14 protein-coding genes and 1 pseudogene are annotated in these 14,166 nt (G+C 68.7%); 11 read left to right on the top strand and 4 right to left on the bottom strand.

The features are described 5' to 3' along the window. Positions 1 to 89 precede the first annotated feature (89 nt). The 3 genes and pseudogenes from SLV14N_RS13840 (at position 90) to SLV14N_RS13850 (ending at position 1,622) form a co-directional block, all read left to right on the top strand. On the top strand, positions 90 to 287 hold the full coding sequence (locus SLV14N_RS13840; RefSeq protein WP_208681167.1) for a hypothetical protein: 198 nt from the start codon (positions 90 to 92) through the stop codon (positions 285 to 287). Beyond that, positions 277 to 795, top strand: a complete 519-nt coding sequence (locus SLV14N_RS13845; RefSeq protein ID WP_208681168.1) for a DUF6879 family protein — start codon at positions 277 to 279, stop codon at positions 793 to 795. Before SLV14N_RS13840 ends, SLV14N_RS13845 begins: the two co-directional genes overlap by 11 nt. Then, positions 792 to 1,622: pseudogene (locus SLV14N_RS13850) on the top strand (helix-turn-helix domain-containing protein). Before SLV14N_RS13845 ends, SLV14N_RS13850 begins: the two are co-directional and overlap by 4 nt. A gap of 790 nt (positions 1,623 to 2,412) precedes the next feature. On the opposite strand, the gene SLV14N_RS13860 reads toward SLV14N_RS13850, so the two are convergent. From SLV14N_RS13860 to SLV14N_RS13870, 3 genes are all read right to left on the bottom strand, one after another. Further along, on the bottom strand, positions 2,413 to 2,613 hold the full coding sequence (locus SLV14N_RS13860; RefSeq protein ID WP_208681170.1) for an SCO3870 family protein: 201 nt from the start codon (positions 2,611 to 2,613) through the stop codon (positions 2,413 to 2,415). Between the two features lie 101 nt (positions 2,614 to 2,714). After that, positions 2,715 to 2,912 carry a hypothetical protein gene (locus tag SLV14N_RS13865; protein WP_263273433.1) on the bottom strand — a complete coding sequence of 66 codons (198 nt, stop codon included), beginning with the start codon at positions 2,910 to 2,912 and terminating at the stop codon, positions 2,715 to 2,717. Continuing rightward, positions 2,909 to 3,184 (bottom strand): hypothetical protein, encoded by a 276-nt coding sequence (locus SLV14N_RS13870; RefSeq protein ID WP_263269489.1) that lies wholly within the window; start codon positions 3,182 to 3,184, stop codon positions 2,909 to 2,911. The genes SLV14N_RS13865 and SLV14N_RS13870 overlap by 4 nt, the downstream gene beginning before the upstream one ends. 162 nt (positions 3,185 to 3,346) lie before the next feature. Here SLV14N_RS13870 and SLV14N_RS13875 point away from each other — a divergent pair, with 162 nt between their 5' ends. Both SLV14N_RS13875 and SLV14N_RS13880 read left to right on the top strand, forming a co-directional pair. After that, a complete protein-coding gene (locus SLV14N_RS13875) occupies positions 3,347 to 4,195 on the top strand; it encodes a helix-turn-helix transcriptional regulator (protein WP_208681172.1) in 849 nt (282 codons plus the stop codon). Then, positions 4,174 to 4,389, top strand: a complete 216-nt coding sequence (locus tag SLV14N_RS13880) for a DUF397 domain-containing protein (RefSeq protein WP_263269490.1) — start codon at positions 4,174 to 4,176, stop codon at positions 4,387 to 4,389. Before SLV14N_RS13875 ends, SLV14N_RS13880 begins: the two co-directional genes overlap by 22 nt. Here the strand turns inward: SLV14N_RS13880 and SLV14N_RS13885 are convergent. Then, positions 4,349 to 5,755: a glycoside hydrolase family 27 protein gene (locus tag SLV14N_RS13885; RefSeq protein WP_263269491.1), complete on the bottom strand. Its 1,407-nt coding sequence runs from the start codon at positions 5,753 to 5,755 to the stop codon at positions 4,349 to 4,351. The genes SLV14N_RS13880 and SLV14N_RS13885 overlap by 41 nt on opposite strands. A 475-nt stretch (positions 5,756 to 6,230) precedes the next feature. On the opposite strand from SLV14N_RS13885, the gene SLV14N_RS13890 reads away from it, so the two are divergent. From SLV14N_RS13890 to SLV14N_RS13915, 6 genes are all read left to right on the top strand, one after another. Then, positions 6,231 to 6,539 carry a hypothetical protein gene (locus SLV14N_RS13890; RefSeq protein WP_208681175.1) on the top strand — a complete coding sequence of 103 codons (309 nt, stop codon included), beginning with the start codon at positions 6,231 to 6,233 and terminating at the stop codon, positions 6,537 to 6,539. A gap of 121 nt (positions 6,540 to 6,660) precedes the next feature. Further along, entirely contained in the window at positions 6,661 to 8,088 is a 1,428-nt protein-coding gene (locus SLV14N_RS13895) for an aspartate ammonia-lyase (protein WP_263269492.1), read from the top strand. An 88-nt stretch (positions 8,089 to 8,176) separates the two neighbouring features. Then, on the top strand, positions 8,177 to 8,908 hold the full coding sequence (locus tag SLV14N_RS13900) for a DUF402 domain-containing protein (protein ID WP_208681177.1): 732 nt from the start codon (positions 8,177 to 8,179) through the stop codon (positions 8,906 to 8,908). A 211-nt stretch (positions 8,909 to 9,119) separates the two neighbouring features. Beyond that, positions 9,120 to 9,803 carry a class I SAM-dependent methyltransferase gene (locus SLV14N_RS13905; protein WP_208681178.1) on the top strand — a complete coding sequence of 228 codons (684 nt, stop codon included), beginning with the start codon at positions 9,120 to 9,122 and terminating at the stop codon, positions 9,801 to 9,803. A gap of 89 nt (positions 9,804 to 9,892) precedes the next feature. Further along, complete coding sequence (locus SLV14N_RS13910) at positions 9,893 to 12,484, top strand: SpoIIE family protein phosphatase (protein WP_263269493.1); 2,592 nt, start codon at positions 9,893 to 9,895, stop codon at positions 12,482 to 12,484. A gap of 181 nt (positions 12,485 to 12,665) precedes the next feature. Next, a complete protein-coding gene (locus SLV14N_RS13915) occupies positions 12,666 to 14,129 on the top strand; it encodes a catalase (protein WP_018089335.1) in 1,464 nt (487 codons plus the stop codon). Positions 14,130 to 14,166 lie beyond the last annotated feature (37 nt).

The raw sequence follows: 14,166 nt of genomic DNA on the forward strand, positions 1-14,166 counted from the left end.
GTTCCCGAAACCCGAACCCCTTGCGCCACTGGCAAGTTGCTCGCCAGCATCAATCAAGAGGCAACACTGAGGGCCAGGAAGGGAACCCCGTGAAGGTCACCAAGCTTGTAAGTACCTGCGATTTAAAGGACTGCCCGACCATCTACGCCACCGACAGGGGAACCCTGCTGGTACAGGGTGAGCCTCCCGCTGACCACGGGCTGAAGATCCCTGCGCACGAAAACGTCGTTGAGATCCCTGAACAACTCGTTCTTGACCTGATCCGGAAGGGATTTCGTGGCGCCTAAGAACCTCGGCGAACTGTTCGACGCCTTCGAGCACGAGGCGTTCCGGCTGGAAACCCTGAACGACTACAGCAAGTCGGGAAACGCGAACGCCTATAAGGCGTTCCTTGCCGGGGAACACCAGCCGACCGACCACAACGACGCATGGGTGGCAGAACTCCGCTCACACACCAGCAAGGGCAAACGCATCTATCGCGTGCACATTCTCTCTCGCCCCCTCACTCCATATCTGCGGTTCGAGCTGGGGTGGGGCTACCAGAAGAACGCGACAGGCGGCGAAGAGTTCTTCATCCTCGACACCACCGACCGACCGAACCCCCTTGAAGGGGTTCCTGATTTCTGGCTGATGGACAGCCTGACACCGGGGGTCATGAACTATTCGATGGATGGGGCATTTCTCGGGGCTGACGTCCTGGCCCCAGAACGGGCGGAAGAGTTCCGCGCATACCGTGATACGGCGATGGCTCACGCCGTTCCGTTCTCCGGATGGTGGGCGAAGCACGGCGAGTGAACAGAGGAGAGCTGGGGGCCGCGCTGCGGGCGCTACGGCAAGCTTCCGGGAAGGAGGCCAAGGCTGTCGCTCGCAGCGCCGTCATGTCCGCAAGTAAGTTGAGCAAGATCGAGACTGCGAAGGCTGCCCCGTCGGTCGTGGACGTTGAGCGCATCCTCACAGCCATCGGCGTATCCGATGAGGTCAAGGCGGAGTAATTGGAGGTCGTCCGAGCAGCGGCGACCGAGGCCACAGCATGGCGTCTGATCCGTCGCATGGGCGTACACAAGGCTCAGCAGCAAACAAGATCGCTGGAAGCGCAAACGACGGTGCTGCGGCTCTTCCAGCCGGCATTGGTGCCCGGCCTGCTGCAAACTCCGGAATACATCAGGGCGATTCTCTCCCGCCATGACCTTGGCGAGGATGTGCTCACCAAGACCATCAGCGCGCGCATAGAACGCCAACAGGTGCTCTACGACTCAGCCAAGGAACTCCACTTCGTCATCACTGAACCTGTCCTTCGGTGGCGAATCGTGACAGATTCCAGAATGGCAGAACAAATAGACCGGATCGTGTCTCTCTCACGATTGCCACACATGGACATTCGTATCGTTCCCCTGTCGGCGCGGCAGCATGACATGGCCAATCACGCCTTTGCCGTCCGGGACGACCGAACGGTATCTGTCGAAACCGTCCATGCTGAAGTAGTGGTTACCGACCCTCGCGACGTCGCCCTCTACGTCCGCAAGTTCGAAGATTTCGCCACCATGGCACTTTCCGGTGACGAGGCGCGCTCATTGCTGGAGAGCATCAGAGACGGATTCTTGCACGAACAGGAAACCAGTTAGGCGGAGCCTGTCCACCGGTAGATCATGGCTTCTCACCGAGTAGTCGAGCCTGAGAGGCAATGCGATGAGCGATGCACGTACGATGATGACACCGCCCGTGTACGTATCGCTCCCGCCCGTCCCTCCAAAGCCAACCGAAGACTGCGGTGTCTGCACGGCGCTGGCCAAGCAGCGCGCCGATGCAGAGGCCAGGGGCGACTTTTCGAGGGTGTCGGATTGCAATATCGAACTGCGTAACCACCCGCACCGTAGGGCGACAGACCGGAAAGGCGTGTGACCGTCTTTCTGTCGGGTCAACAAGCCCCGGCCCTTTGAACTCCGTCCCTGCCGGACGCAGCCGAACCACGGACTCCCCCATGTCCCCTTCGGAATCCCGGTAGAGGCGGCGCTACGCCCGCCCCGGCGGCGGAAACCTGGACAGTCGAGCAGCCGGGGCGGGGACCCAACCGCGGAGGAGTCCCTCTGCGGTACGCGGGCCATGCGATCGACGCTAAAGCGGCACGGCCCTTCACGAAAGAGGAGGTTGGCAGATGAGCGTTGCGGCCGTCGACAGGTACGAGACGCGCGGGGCCGACGCCGAAGGATGGCGCGGGGTCCCGTTCCGGCACCCCCGGGACATGGCGGTAGCCGCGCAGGACGACGGAGGCGAGCACGACGGAGGGCCAATGCCTCCGGAAGCCCCCCGAGAGCCCGCCCCGCAGGGCGGCGACGGCAAGTAACGGGCGCCGCGGTCATCGCATGCGACGGGCGCCGAGGCTGATGCCCCGGCGCCCGTCGAATTCTGGGGAACTCAGTGTGAGTTCGTCCGGCGGAAGCGGACCCACGTCACGACCGTCAGGCACGCGGTGGTCCACATCAAGACGCTGGCGGTGGCCACGGACTCGACGTACTGCTCGTAACCGTCTGCGCGCAACTGGACCGCGAGGGCGCCCAGCGCCGTCCCCAGCGACGCCAGCGCGGTGGACAGTGTTGCGAAGGGAGGCTGTGTCATTCCATCTCCTCTGCTGTGAACCGGAATTGTGTTCATCGAGTGTAAAGACGATCTCGTGGCGCATGTGCGGCGTGATCGCCTCAGGGGCCCAACGGCCTGTCCTACCGGCCTCGATGACGTGGACAGGCGCAGGGCGGCCACGCCTGACTCAGCCCGTACGGATCGAGCGGGTCACCGGCCACCACATGGACCGGCGCCCGCTCCTCCGTCACGATGCCGTCGCGGGTCGCGGTGTAGACCCGCAGGGTCATCAGCGACTGCCCGGGTGGCGTGTCCGGCGGCGTGCGGCCGGCGCTCACCAGAGCACCTCGGCGGGCTGCGGCTGCCGCTCGTACGCGGCGTAGTACGGGCGGACGAGGGCGGACGCGTCGCCGTCCAGCGGGCATTCGGCGGGGTCGTGGCGGCGGGGCGCCGTTCCGGGGAGCGGGGGCGGACTCCCCGGCAGCACGAAGACCGTACGGACGGTCACCGCGCGGGCGGGGGCGGGGGCGAGCGCCCGGTGCCGGCCCGTCGTCCGCGGGATCAGTAAAGCCCGCACCCGGACGAGGCAACGGGCCATAGGCTGACGCATGTTGACGCTCCTTGTGATTTCCAGCGTTGACCATGCCCCGGGGCCGTGTGCGCGGTCGCCGGGGTAATTACCTTCTGTGCCCTCATGGTTGCTCTGAGGTGGCTACGATCGACAGAGGGTTGCTGTCCCAAGCCCGGCCACGGGACAGGGAGGAACGGACCGATGGTGTTTCAGCCGCATGACCTCTCACCGGATCGCTCGGCGCGTGACCTGTTCGGCGCCAGAATCCGCCACCACCGGGAGAAGTCGGGACTGTCGCTGAGACGCCTCGCGGAGAAGCTGAACTACAGCAAGTCCCACCTGGCGCGCATCGAGCGGGCGGAGTCGCTGCCGTACGACGACCTGCCAACAATGCTGGACGACTGCTTCGGCACCGACGGACTCTTCACGAGCCTGTACGAACTCGCACGGAAGGAGCCGATCCCCCGCCGGTTCCACCGTGTGATCGAGATTGCGAGCCGGGCAACCGTCATCCGGCAGTATGCGAGCGCCACCGTCCCCGGCCTGCTCCAGACATCGGAGCTTGCGCTGCGGTCGCTGCGCTGCGGCCGTCCGTACGCTCCGGACGCGGAAATCGAGGCGATCGCGACGGCTCGTATGGACCGGCAGACGCGGCTGAGCAGTCCGAAGCCCCCCAGGTGCTGGTTCATCCTGGACGAGGCAGCGCTACGCCGTCGGGTCGGAGGCCCGGAAGTTATGCGCCAGCAGATGATGTCCCTGATCGACCGGGGGACATCGCCGCACGTCACCATCCAGGTCCTGCCATTCGACGCCGGTGAGCATGCCGAGATGGGCGGTTCACTGACTCTCTACACATTGCCCGACCAGCCGCTGCTGGCCTACCTGGAAGGCAGCCGGTCCGGAACGGTCATCGAAGATCAGGACGAGGTGGCGGAGCTGGAGGAGTCCTACGATCTGCTCAAGGCCATGGCCCTCTCACCTCGTGACTCCGAGGCGATGATCCGAGCAGCGATGGAGGACTGGACACCATGCGAACCGACCCGGACCTGAGCACAGTTACCTGGCGCAAGAGCAGCTACAGCAACAACGCCGGAGGGGAGTGCGTCGAGGTCGCCGACCACTACCCCGGCCTCATCCCCGTCCGTGACTCCAAGAACCCCCACGGACCCGCCCTCCTCATCCCCCACCACGCCTGGGCCGCGTTCATAGCGGGCCTGAAGGGCGGCTGCCCCGTCGGCAGGTGACATCGCAGAAGGTCTGATTGTTCCCGGCGTCCAGGCACCGACCGGACGCCGTGGAGACGAGCCCGTTCGTCGGGTCCGTGCCGGGGGGCCGCGGGCTCACCCGGTAGAGCACGGTGCCGCCGGCGGGGACGGTGGCGCTGATGGTGCCGTCGGTGCTGACATGGCTGGAGTGCGCCCACAGGTCGTTGAGGTGGTAGCCGGTGCTGTTCGCCGGGAGGCCGACGGCCGCCGCGGTGGTGGAGATGACGGCCTGTGAGGACGATTCGTTGAACAGGGCCACGGCGACGTCGCCGTTGGCCAGGGGGCGACGCAGCACGTTGAGGCCGTTCTCGGTGGTGATCGCCGTGCCCTGTTCGCCACGGCTGTCCTGATTGACGGCGATGACGTCCTTGTTGAGGTAGACGCTCAGGTCCTGGTCACTGATGGGGAAGCCGGAACTGCCGGCGGCCGCGGGGGTACGCAGGTCGGCACCCGAGATCAGCGGGGCCGCGAGCACTGCGGCAACCGAGAGCTCGGACTTCTCCTGGTCATACGTCAGGCGCTTGTTGGGGTCGTGGGAACCCGACGCAAAGGCGTAGTTTCCGGTCCCCAGCATGTCGATGTCGTTCCATCCGCCGGGACCGGCCCACTTCGCCTTGTCCAAGTCGGTGTGGATGAGGCGTTTGAGGCCGTCGAAGGAGGCGTCCCGGTCCCCGTCGATGCGCCACATGTTGGCCACGCTCTTGCCCCACTCCCAGGGGGTCTCGCCCTGGGCCGCGGGCTGGAGCGAGAGGCTGAAGACGATCGGACGGCCGGTTCGTTCGAGGGCGTCGCGCATGGTGCTGTCCCGGGTCTGAAGCGGCAGCTTTTCGTCGCCGGGCCGCTGGTCGGGGTCGCTGGCCGTGCAGTTGTCGTACTTGAGGAAGTCCACGCCCCACGAGGCGAAGGTGTCGGCGTCCTTCTGCTCATTGCCGAGACTTCCGGGGAAGCCCTGACACGTGTGGTACGTCGGGCTCTCGTAGACGCCGAACTTCAGGCCCTTGCCATGTACATACGCGGCGAGTTCGGCCAGGCCGTGGGGGTACTTGGTCGCGTCGGGGACGAGGCGGCCTTCGGAGTCGCGGGAGCGTTCCATCCAGCAGTCGTCGATGGTGAGGTACTGGTAGCCGGCGTCGCGCATGCCGCTGGACACCATGAAGTCGGCGGTGTCCTTGACGATTTGCTCGGTCGCGTTGCAGCCGAAGGTGTTCCAGCTGTTCCAGCCCATCGGTGGGGTGAGGGCCAGGTGGTTGTCCAGGGCCCGGACGGGGCCTGCGGTGAGCAGGGGGACGCCGAGCAGAGGGAGCATGAGGGAGAGGGCTGACAGCGGACGGGAGAGCACACGCATGGAGGCCTCCAGCAGGAGTCGGGGATCCGGGTGGACTCATGTCATGAGTGGTCGTCACCTCCGGCAGGGTGACCGTGCTCACCTGGGTCCAGGTGGTTGCGTCGGCGGATAGGCGGTGCGGCGGATCCGATGTCTGACGCGGTGCGCGGGCAAGCGCACCAAAATCAACATAAGCAGTCAATGCCCGCAGCAATTCACCGCGGCGATCCAGCCAGTTCAAACAAGATGAAACGGATCTCAACGTCCCGTACTGTCTGCGGCGGCCCTCTTCGAGCGCTCGGGGAGCCATCGTTGCTGTGTGCCGGCCCCTGGGCAACGCCCCGGCAGGCACCAGCCGTGACGGCCGGTCAGGTCGGATCCACGAGGGTGGAACCCGACCCGCAACCGCCATGATCACTACACTGTTCGAGTGACACCTGACCTGTGTCACCTCACTGTTCTCATGACCACATGGGGGATACGCATCATGCGCAAAATGAGCCGTTCGCTGGCAGTTGCCGTCACATCCGTGGCGGTTGCCGGTATCGCCTTCGCCGGGGTCGCGCCGGCCAGTGCCGCTCCGGTGGGTACCGCGGCGGCGAGCAGCGCCAAGTGCGACAGCATCCGGAAGGCCATCAGGGAGCACACGGACGCGGGCTACAGGTACCAGGCAGTCGCCAAGCAGGAAGCCGACAAGGCTCACCCGAACCGGGACAAGGTCGCCCAGTACAAGGCGAAGGCGAAGGCCGAGTTCAGCGCCGTCGACGCGTACCAGGTGGAGTACGCGAGGCAGTGCAAGCGGTGAGGTCGCTGCGATGACGTACGAGGGCCCGGCTCTTCGGAGCCGGGCCCTCGGGCGTGCGCCGTTGGGTGAGCGGGTTTCCGTATCCGGGAACAGATCGGCGGCCGCGGGTACTGAGACAGGTATGAGCGAAAACGGCGACTACAGCGGATCCGGCGACAGCGACTCCGACGGCTTCCGGACCGAGCACGACTCCATGGGTGAGGTGCGGGTGCCCGCGCATGCCAAATGGCGGGCGCAGACGCAGCGGGCGGTGGAGAACTTCCCGATTTCCGGGCAGCGGCTGGAGCGGGCGCACATCGCGGCGCTGGCGCGGATCAAGGGGGCGGCCGCCCTGGTCAACGGCGAGCTGGGGGTGCTGGACAAGGAGATCGCGGAGGCCGTCCAGGAGGCCGCGGCCGAGGTCGCCGGGGGGCGGTGGGACGAGCACTTCCCCATCGATGTGTTCCAGACGGGGTCCGGGACGTCCTCGAACATGAACACCAACGAGGTCATCGCGACGCTGGCGAGCGAGCGGCTGGGGCGGGAGGTGCATCCGAACGATCATGTCAACGCGAGCCAGTCGTCCAATGACGTCTTCCCGTCCTCGATCCATATCGCGGCGACATCGGCGGTTCTCGACGATCTGATCCCGGCGCTGGAGCATCTGGCGGAGAGCCTGGAGCGGAAGGCCGAGGAGTTCGCCGAGGTCGTGAAGTCGGGTCGGACGCATCTGATGGATGCGACGCCGGTGACGCTGGGGCAGGAGTTCGGCGGCTATGCCGCCCAGGTGCGGTACGGCGTCGAGCGGCTGCGGGCCTCGTTGCCGCGGCTGGCGGAACTTCCGCTGGGCGGTACGGCGGTGGGGACGGGGATCAACACGCCGCCCGGGTTCTCGGCCGCGGTCATCGCCGAGGTGGCGCGGGTGACCGGGCTGCCGCTGACCGAGGCGCGCAATCACTTCGAGGCGCAGGGGGCGCGGGACGCGATCGTCGAGACCAGTGGGCAGCTGCGGACGGTCGGGGTCGGGCTGACGAAGATCGCCAACGATCTGCGGTGGATGGCGTCGGGGCCGCGGACCGGGCTCGCGGAGATCGCCCTGCCGGATCTGCAGCCGGGCTCGTCAATCATGCCGGGGAAGGTCAACCCGGTGATCCCGGAGGCGGTGCTGATGGTGGCGGCGCAGGTCACCGGCAATGACGCGACGGTGGCGGCGGCCGGGGCGGCCGGCAACTTCGAGCTGAATGTGATGCTTCCGGTCATTGCCCGGAATGTGCTCGAATCGATGCGGCTGATCGCCAATGTGTCGCGGCTGCTGGCGGACCGCACGGTCGACGGGATCACCGCGAACGCGGAACGGGCCCGTGAGTACGCCGAGTCGTCGCCGTCGGTCGTCACTCCGCTCAACAAGTACCTCGGGTACGAGGAGGCGGCGAAGGTCGCCAAGAGGTCCCTCGCCGAGCGGAAGACCATCCGTGAGGTGGTCCTGGAGGGCGGCTATGTCGAGCGGGGGCTGCTGAGCGAGGAGCAGTTGGACGAGGCGCTGGACGTGCTGCGGATGACGCATCCGTAACAACGGAGCGGCGCAGGATACCCCGTCCGTAACGCCCGGTGCGTCTCATGTCACGGCGCGCGTCATGCCGCGCCTCTAAGATCTGCGCATGACAGCGGACATGGTGGACACGACGGAAGGCGAGACGGCCGGCGGTCACGGGACGGCCGGGGCGAAGCGGGCGGCGGACGGGGCGCGCTGGGCGCCGGGGGACCACGTCCTCTGGCGCTATCGCGACAACGCCGATGCCGGGCGGTTCCACATCTGCCGGCCGATGACCGTTGTCCAGGACACCGATGAACTGCTGGCCGTGTGGATGGCGCCCGGCACCGCCTGCATCAAGCCGGTGCTCGCCGACGGCACGCCGGTGCACCGCGAGCCGCTGTCCACCCGCTACACCAAACCGCGCCGGACCGCCCGTGACCACTGGTTCGGCACCGGTGTGCTGAAGCTGGCCCGGCCCGGCGACCCGTGGTCGGTGTGGCTGTTCTGGGAGCGCGGCTGGCAGTTCAAGAACTGGTACGTCAATCTGGAGGAGCCGCGCCGCCGTTGGGCGGGCGGCATTGACTCCGAGGATCACTTTCTCGACATCTGTGTCTATCCGGACCGGCACTGGGAGTGGCGGGACGAGGACGAGTTCGCACAGGCGCAGCGGGACGGGCTGATGACGGACGCCCAGGCCGCCGAGGTCAGATCGGCGGGCCGGGCCGCGATCGCACAGATCACGGCCTGGCGCGCGCCGTACGCGGACGGCTGGGAGGACTGGCGGCCCGATCCGGCCTGGGGCGTTCCCCGGCTCCCGGAGAACTGGGACCGCGCACCGGAGCGTTTGCTGTCGTGAGGGAGTGAAGTGAAACGACGTGAGTGAAGGGGGCGAACCGTGGAAAGGTGCGCCTATGGGCAAAGCTGTTTCCCGCGAGGCGGGAGGCGCGGCCGAGCCCCCTTGCTGCGCCCCGGGCCTTCAAACGTAGGATCGTCCTCCGCAAGACTGCACAGGCGCAACTCCAGAACTGGAAAACGAACTTGACCGCGGTCGCAGGAGGGGCGAGGTCGTGAGTGCGACTAGCTACGACGGATATGAGGGGCTGAACCGGTTAGCACTGGACCGGGCCGGCCAGGCCGAGGCGTTCGACGCCATCGGCGACCGGTATGACGACGCCTTTCCGCACAAGGAGGGCCAGCTCGCTTCGAGCGCCTGGCTTGCCGACACCCTGCCCGCCGGCTCGCGCATCCTGGACCTCGGATGCGGTACGGGCCTGCCGAGCGCCCGCCAGCTCTCGGACGCCGGACATCGCGTCGTGGGTATCGATCTCTCCCCCTCGATGATCAAACTGGCCCGGCAGAACGTCCCGGGCGCCGACTTCCACCGACTGGACATCGCCGATCTGCGCGGCGGCCGACTCGGCGGCCGTGGCTCCTTCGACGGTATTGCCGCTTATTTCTCGCTTCTCATGCTGCCCCGTGCCGAAATCCCTTACGCACTGGGCATGCTCCATGATCTGCTACGTCCTGAGGGGCTGCTTGCTCTGTCGATGGTCGAGGCGGATGTGGACGACTTCACGATTCCGTTCCTGGGCAACTCGATCCGGGTATCGGGTTACCTGCGGGACGACCTGCGCCGGGTCGTGCACGACGCGGGTTTCGACGTCGTCGGGGAAGATGCCTACGCATACGCCCCGTCAAGTACGGACGTACCACCCGAGATCCAGCTCTTTCTGCACCTGCGACGCGCTTGAGACGCAGCGCGTCGGGCGCGGCCGCACGGACGGCGCGCTCGGAACGCGGCGCGTCGGGCGCGCAGCCCCGGACGGATGGAATCCCACGCGTGACGGAGCACCCCACCTCCCACGAATCGCGGCAGTCGGCCTCGACCGCCGCGTCCTCGCTGTCCCCTGCCCGGGGGCCGGCCGGGACGGCGCCGCTCGGCGCGGTCCCCGACCCGCGCAGCGCCCTGCAGCAGCCCGGCACGACCGGGTGCGTTCCGGTGCCCGGTACCGGCTTCGCGGTGCGCGGCGGTGACGACATAGGTCTCGCCGGTGTCGCCGTCACGGCCTCGGCGGGCTCACCGGCCGGCCATGACGACGGCGAGCCGGCCGCGGACCACGGCGCGGCGCGGCGGGACCCGACGGCGGACGCGGACAGCGCCGCCGCCGGGCACTCCGGCGGGCGTGCCACCGATCACTCCGCCGCGCACCGCGGCGGCCATGCCGCCGCACGCGACGCCTCGGTCCCGTATGGGGAGGCGTACGGCGACTCGTACGGGGAGGTGTCCATGCCTGCGAGCGGGCGGCCGGACGGGGTGGGCCGGGAGACGGCCCGTGCCGGACAGCGGGTGGCGCAGGGCGCGGTGGGCCGCGCCGGGGCGCCCGAGCCGGGTGAGGAGCCGCACCACGGTCAGCTCCCGCGCCATGGCGGTGAGGGCGTCGGGCGGCCTCGGGAGGGCGGCGGTCCGTCCGGTGCCGGGCGGTCGCGGCCGCGCGGCGGTGAGCCGGGCGGGACGGTGCCGGAGCAGGCGCCGCACGGCGGACGGTCCGCGTCCTCGGGCGCCCCGCACGGTGAGGCGTCGCGGCCGGCGGCCGGGGAGGCCGCCGGGGCGCAGGTGCCCGCGGCGGCCGGCCCGCCGCCGGAGCCGCTGCCCGCCGCGCCGGCCCGGTCGGCGCATCCGGGCGAGAGCGGTGAGGTGGCCGCGGCCCGGCAGGCGGGCGGTGACCGGCTGCGCTTCATCGGGGCGGCGACGCGGCGGATCGCCCGGGGCATCGACCTCGACGAGATCGTGCTCGGGCTGTGCCGGGCGACGGTGCCGACGTTCGCCGACGCCATCCTCGTCTATCTGCGCGATCCGCTGCCGGTGGGCGATGAGCGCCCGACCGGTCCTGTGGTGCTGCGGCTGCGCCGGACCGACCGGATTCCGGAGGAGCCGGACACCAACGGCGGCCGGCTGCCGGTGCTGCCCGCGCAGCCCGATCTGGGCCCGGCGATGGGCGGCAGCGCGGCGGAGCTGGCCGAGGTGGAGCCCGGCGGTCCGCTGGCCGAGGTGCTGCGGGGCGTACGCCCGCTGTTCGGCGAGGCGCAGGCGGCGCGGACGGCGCTGCCGGAGCTGCTGGGCCCGGACCCGCGGCTGCCCGGCGGCCACCGGGTGATCCTGGCGCCGCTGCGCGGCCGCCGCCGGGTGATCGGTGCGGCGGTGTTCCTGCGCCGTCCGGACCGCCCGGCGTTCGAGCCGGACGATCTGCTGGTGGCGGCGCAGCTGGCGACGCACACCGCGCTGGGTGTGGACAAGGCGGTGCTCTACGGCCGCGAGGCGTATATCGCCGATGCGCTGCAGCGCACGATGCTGCCGGACTCGCTGCCGCAGCCGACCGGGGTGCGGCTGGCCAGCCGCTATCTGCCGGCCGCCGAGACGGCCCGGGTGGGCGGCGACTGGTACGACGCGATCCCGCTGCCGGGCAGCCGGGTGGCGCTGGTCGTCGGCGATGTCATGGGGCACTCGATGACCTCGGCCGCGATCATGGGCCAGCTGCGGACCACGGCCCAGACCCTGGCCGGGCTGGATCTGCCGCCGCAGGAGGTGCTGCACCACCTCGACGAGCAGGCCCAGCGGCTGGGTACGGACCGCATGGCGACCTGCATGTACGCGGTCTACGACCCGGTGGCGCACCGGATCACCATCGCCAACGCGGGGCATCCGCCGCCGGTGATGCTGCACCGCGGCGGGCGCGCCGAGGTGCTGCGGGTGCCGTCGGGCGCGCCGATCGGTGTCGGCGGGGTGGACTTCGAGGCGGTGGAGCTGGATGCCCCGGCGGGCGCCACGCTGGTGCTGTACACGGATGGTCTGGTCGAGTCGCGGATCCGGGACGTGTGGACCGGGATCGAGCAGCTGCGGGAGCGGCTGGCGGAGACGGCCCGGCTGACGGGTCCCAACCCGCCGCCGCTGGAGCCGATGTGCGACGAGGTGCTGGACATGCTGGGCCCCGGCGACCGCGATGACGACATCGCGCTGCTGGCGGCGCGGTTCGACGGGATCGCGCCCAGCGATGTCGCGTACTGGTATCTGGACCCGAAGGCGCAGACGGCCGGTCAGGCCCGGCGGCTGGCCCGGCGGGCGCTGGCGCGCTGGGGTCTCGATGAGCTGACCGACCAGCTGGAGCTGCTGGTCAGCGAGGTGGTGACGAATGCGGTGCGGTATGCGGAGCGGCCGATCACGCTGCGGCTGCTGCGCACGGACGTCCTGCGCTGCGAGGTCGGTGACGATGTTCCGCAGCTGCCGCGGCTGCGTCAGGCCCGGCCGTCGGACGAGGGCGGGCGGGGCCTCTATCTCGTGAACCGGATGGCTCGGCGCTGGGGCGCGACCCGTCTGAGCATGGGAAAGGTCGTCTGGTTCGAGCTGTCGATGCCGCCGGGGACGCCGCGCCGCTGAGTCCGCCGGGCACCCCGGCCCGTCCCACATATTGGACCCCGTCTGAGACCGGACGGGGTCCAACTCTTGCCGACATGCCGTCGGGGGAGTTCACTGCTTGGGTGGGCGTAAGGGACTGACTGCCCCAATTCGGGACTGACCGACCCCTGCTCCCAGTCGTCGAAACAGGAGGCACTCCTCCATGACCAGCACCGCGCACAACGTCCCGCGCACGACGAACAACGCCGGCGTTCCGGTGGAGAGCGACGAGCACTCCCTCACCGTGAGCCCGGACGGCCCCATCCTGCTCCAGGATCACTACCTCATCGAGAAGATGGCCCAGTTCAACCGCGAACGGGTCCCCGAGCGGGTGGTGCACGCCAAGGGCGCCGGCGCGTACGGCTTCTTCCAAGTCACCAACGACGTCAGTCAGTTCACCAAGGCAGATCTGTTCCAGCCGGGCAGGACCACCGAGATGCTGGCCCGGTTCTCGACCGTCGCGGGTGAGCAGGGCTCCCCCGATACCTGGCGCGACCCCCGCGGCTTCGCGCTGAAGTTCTACACCCAGGACGGCAACTACGACCTGGTGGGGAACAACACCCCGGTCTTCTTCGTCCGGGACACGATCAAGTTCCAGGACTTCATCCGCTCCCAGAAGCGCCGCCCGGACAACGGGATGCGCGACAACGACATGCAGTGGGACTTCTGGACGCTCTCACCGGAGTCGGCCCACCAGGTCACCTGGCTGATGGGCGACCGCGGCATTCCCAAGAGCTACCGCCACATGAACGGCTACGGCTCGCACACCTACATGTGGGTCAATGCCGGCGGCGAGAGGTTCTGGATCAAGTACCACTTCAAGACCGACCAGGGCATCGACTTCCTCACCCAGGAGGACGCCGACCGGATCGCCGGCGAGGACGGCGACTACCACCGGCGCGATCTGTTCGAGGCCATCGACGGCGCAAACGCTCCGTCGTGGACGCTGTACGTGCAGGTCATGCCGTTCGCGGACGCCCCGGACTACCGGTTCAACCCGTTCGATCTGACCAAGGTGTGGCCGCACGGCGACTACCCGCTGATCGAGGTCGGGCGGATGACGCTCAACAAGAACCCCGAGGACTACTTCATCCACATCGAGCAGGCGGCGTTCGAGCCGTCCAACATGGTGCCGGGTGTCGGTCCCTCGCCGGACAAGATGCTGCTGGGCCGGCTGTTCTCCTACGCGGACACCCACCGGTACCGCATCGGCCCGAACTACGCCCAGCTGCCGCCCAACCGGCCGCATGTGCCCGTCCACTCGTACGCGAAGGACGGCCCGATGCGGTACGAGCCGTCCCGTGCGGCCCGGCCGTACGCCCCGAACAGCTACGGCGGCCCGGCGGCGGACACCCTGCGCTACGGGGAGCCCGCGGGCTGGGAGACCGGCGGCGAGATGGTCCGCGAGGCGTACACGCTGCGCCGCGACGACGACGACTTCGGCCAGCCGGGCACCATGGTCCGCCAGGTCCTCGACGACGCGGCCCGCGACCGGCTCGTCGGCAATGTGTCCGGTCATCTCCTCAACGGCGTCAGCCGTCCGGTGCTGGACCGCGCGCTCCAGTACTGGCGCAACATCGACAAGAACGTGGGCGACCGGATCGCCCACAAGGTGAACGGCGGCTGAGGCTCCACCCCCGCGTACACGCACCGCGGCCCCCACC

This window comes from Streptomyces sp. Je 1-4 4N24, assembly GCF_026239515.1.
GTDB lineage: Bacteria > Actinomycetota > Actinomycetes > Streptomycetales > Streptomycetaceae > Streptomyces > Streptomyces nigrescens.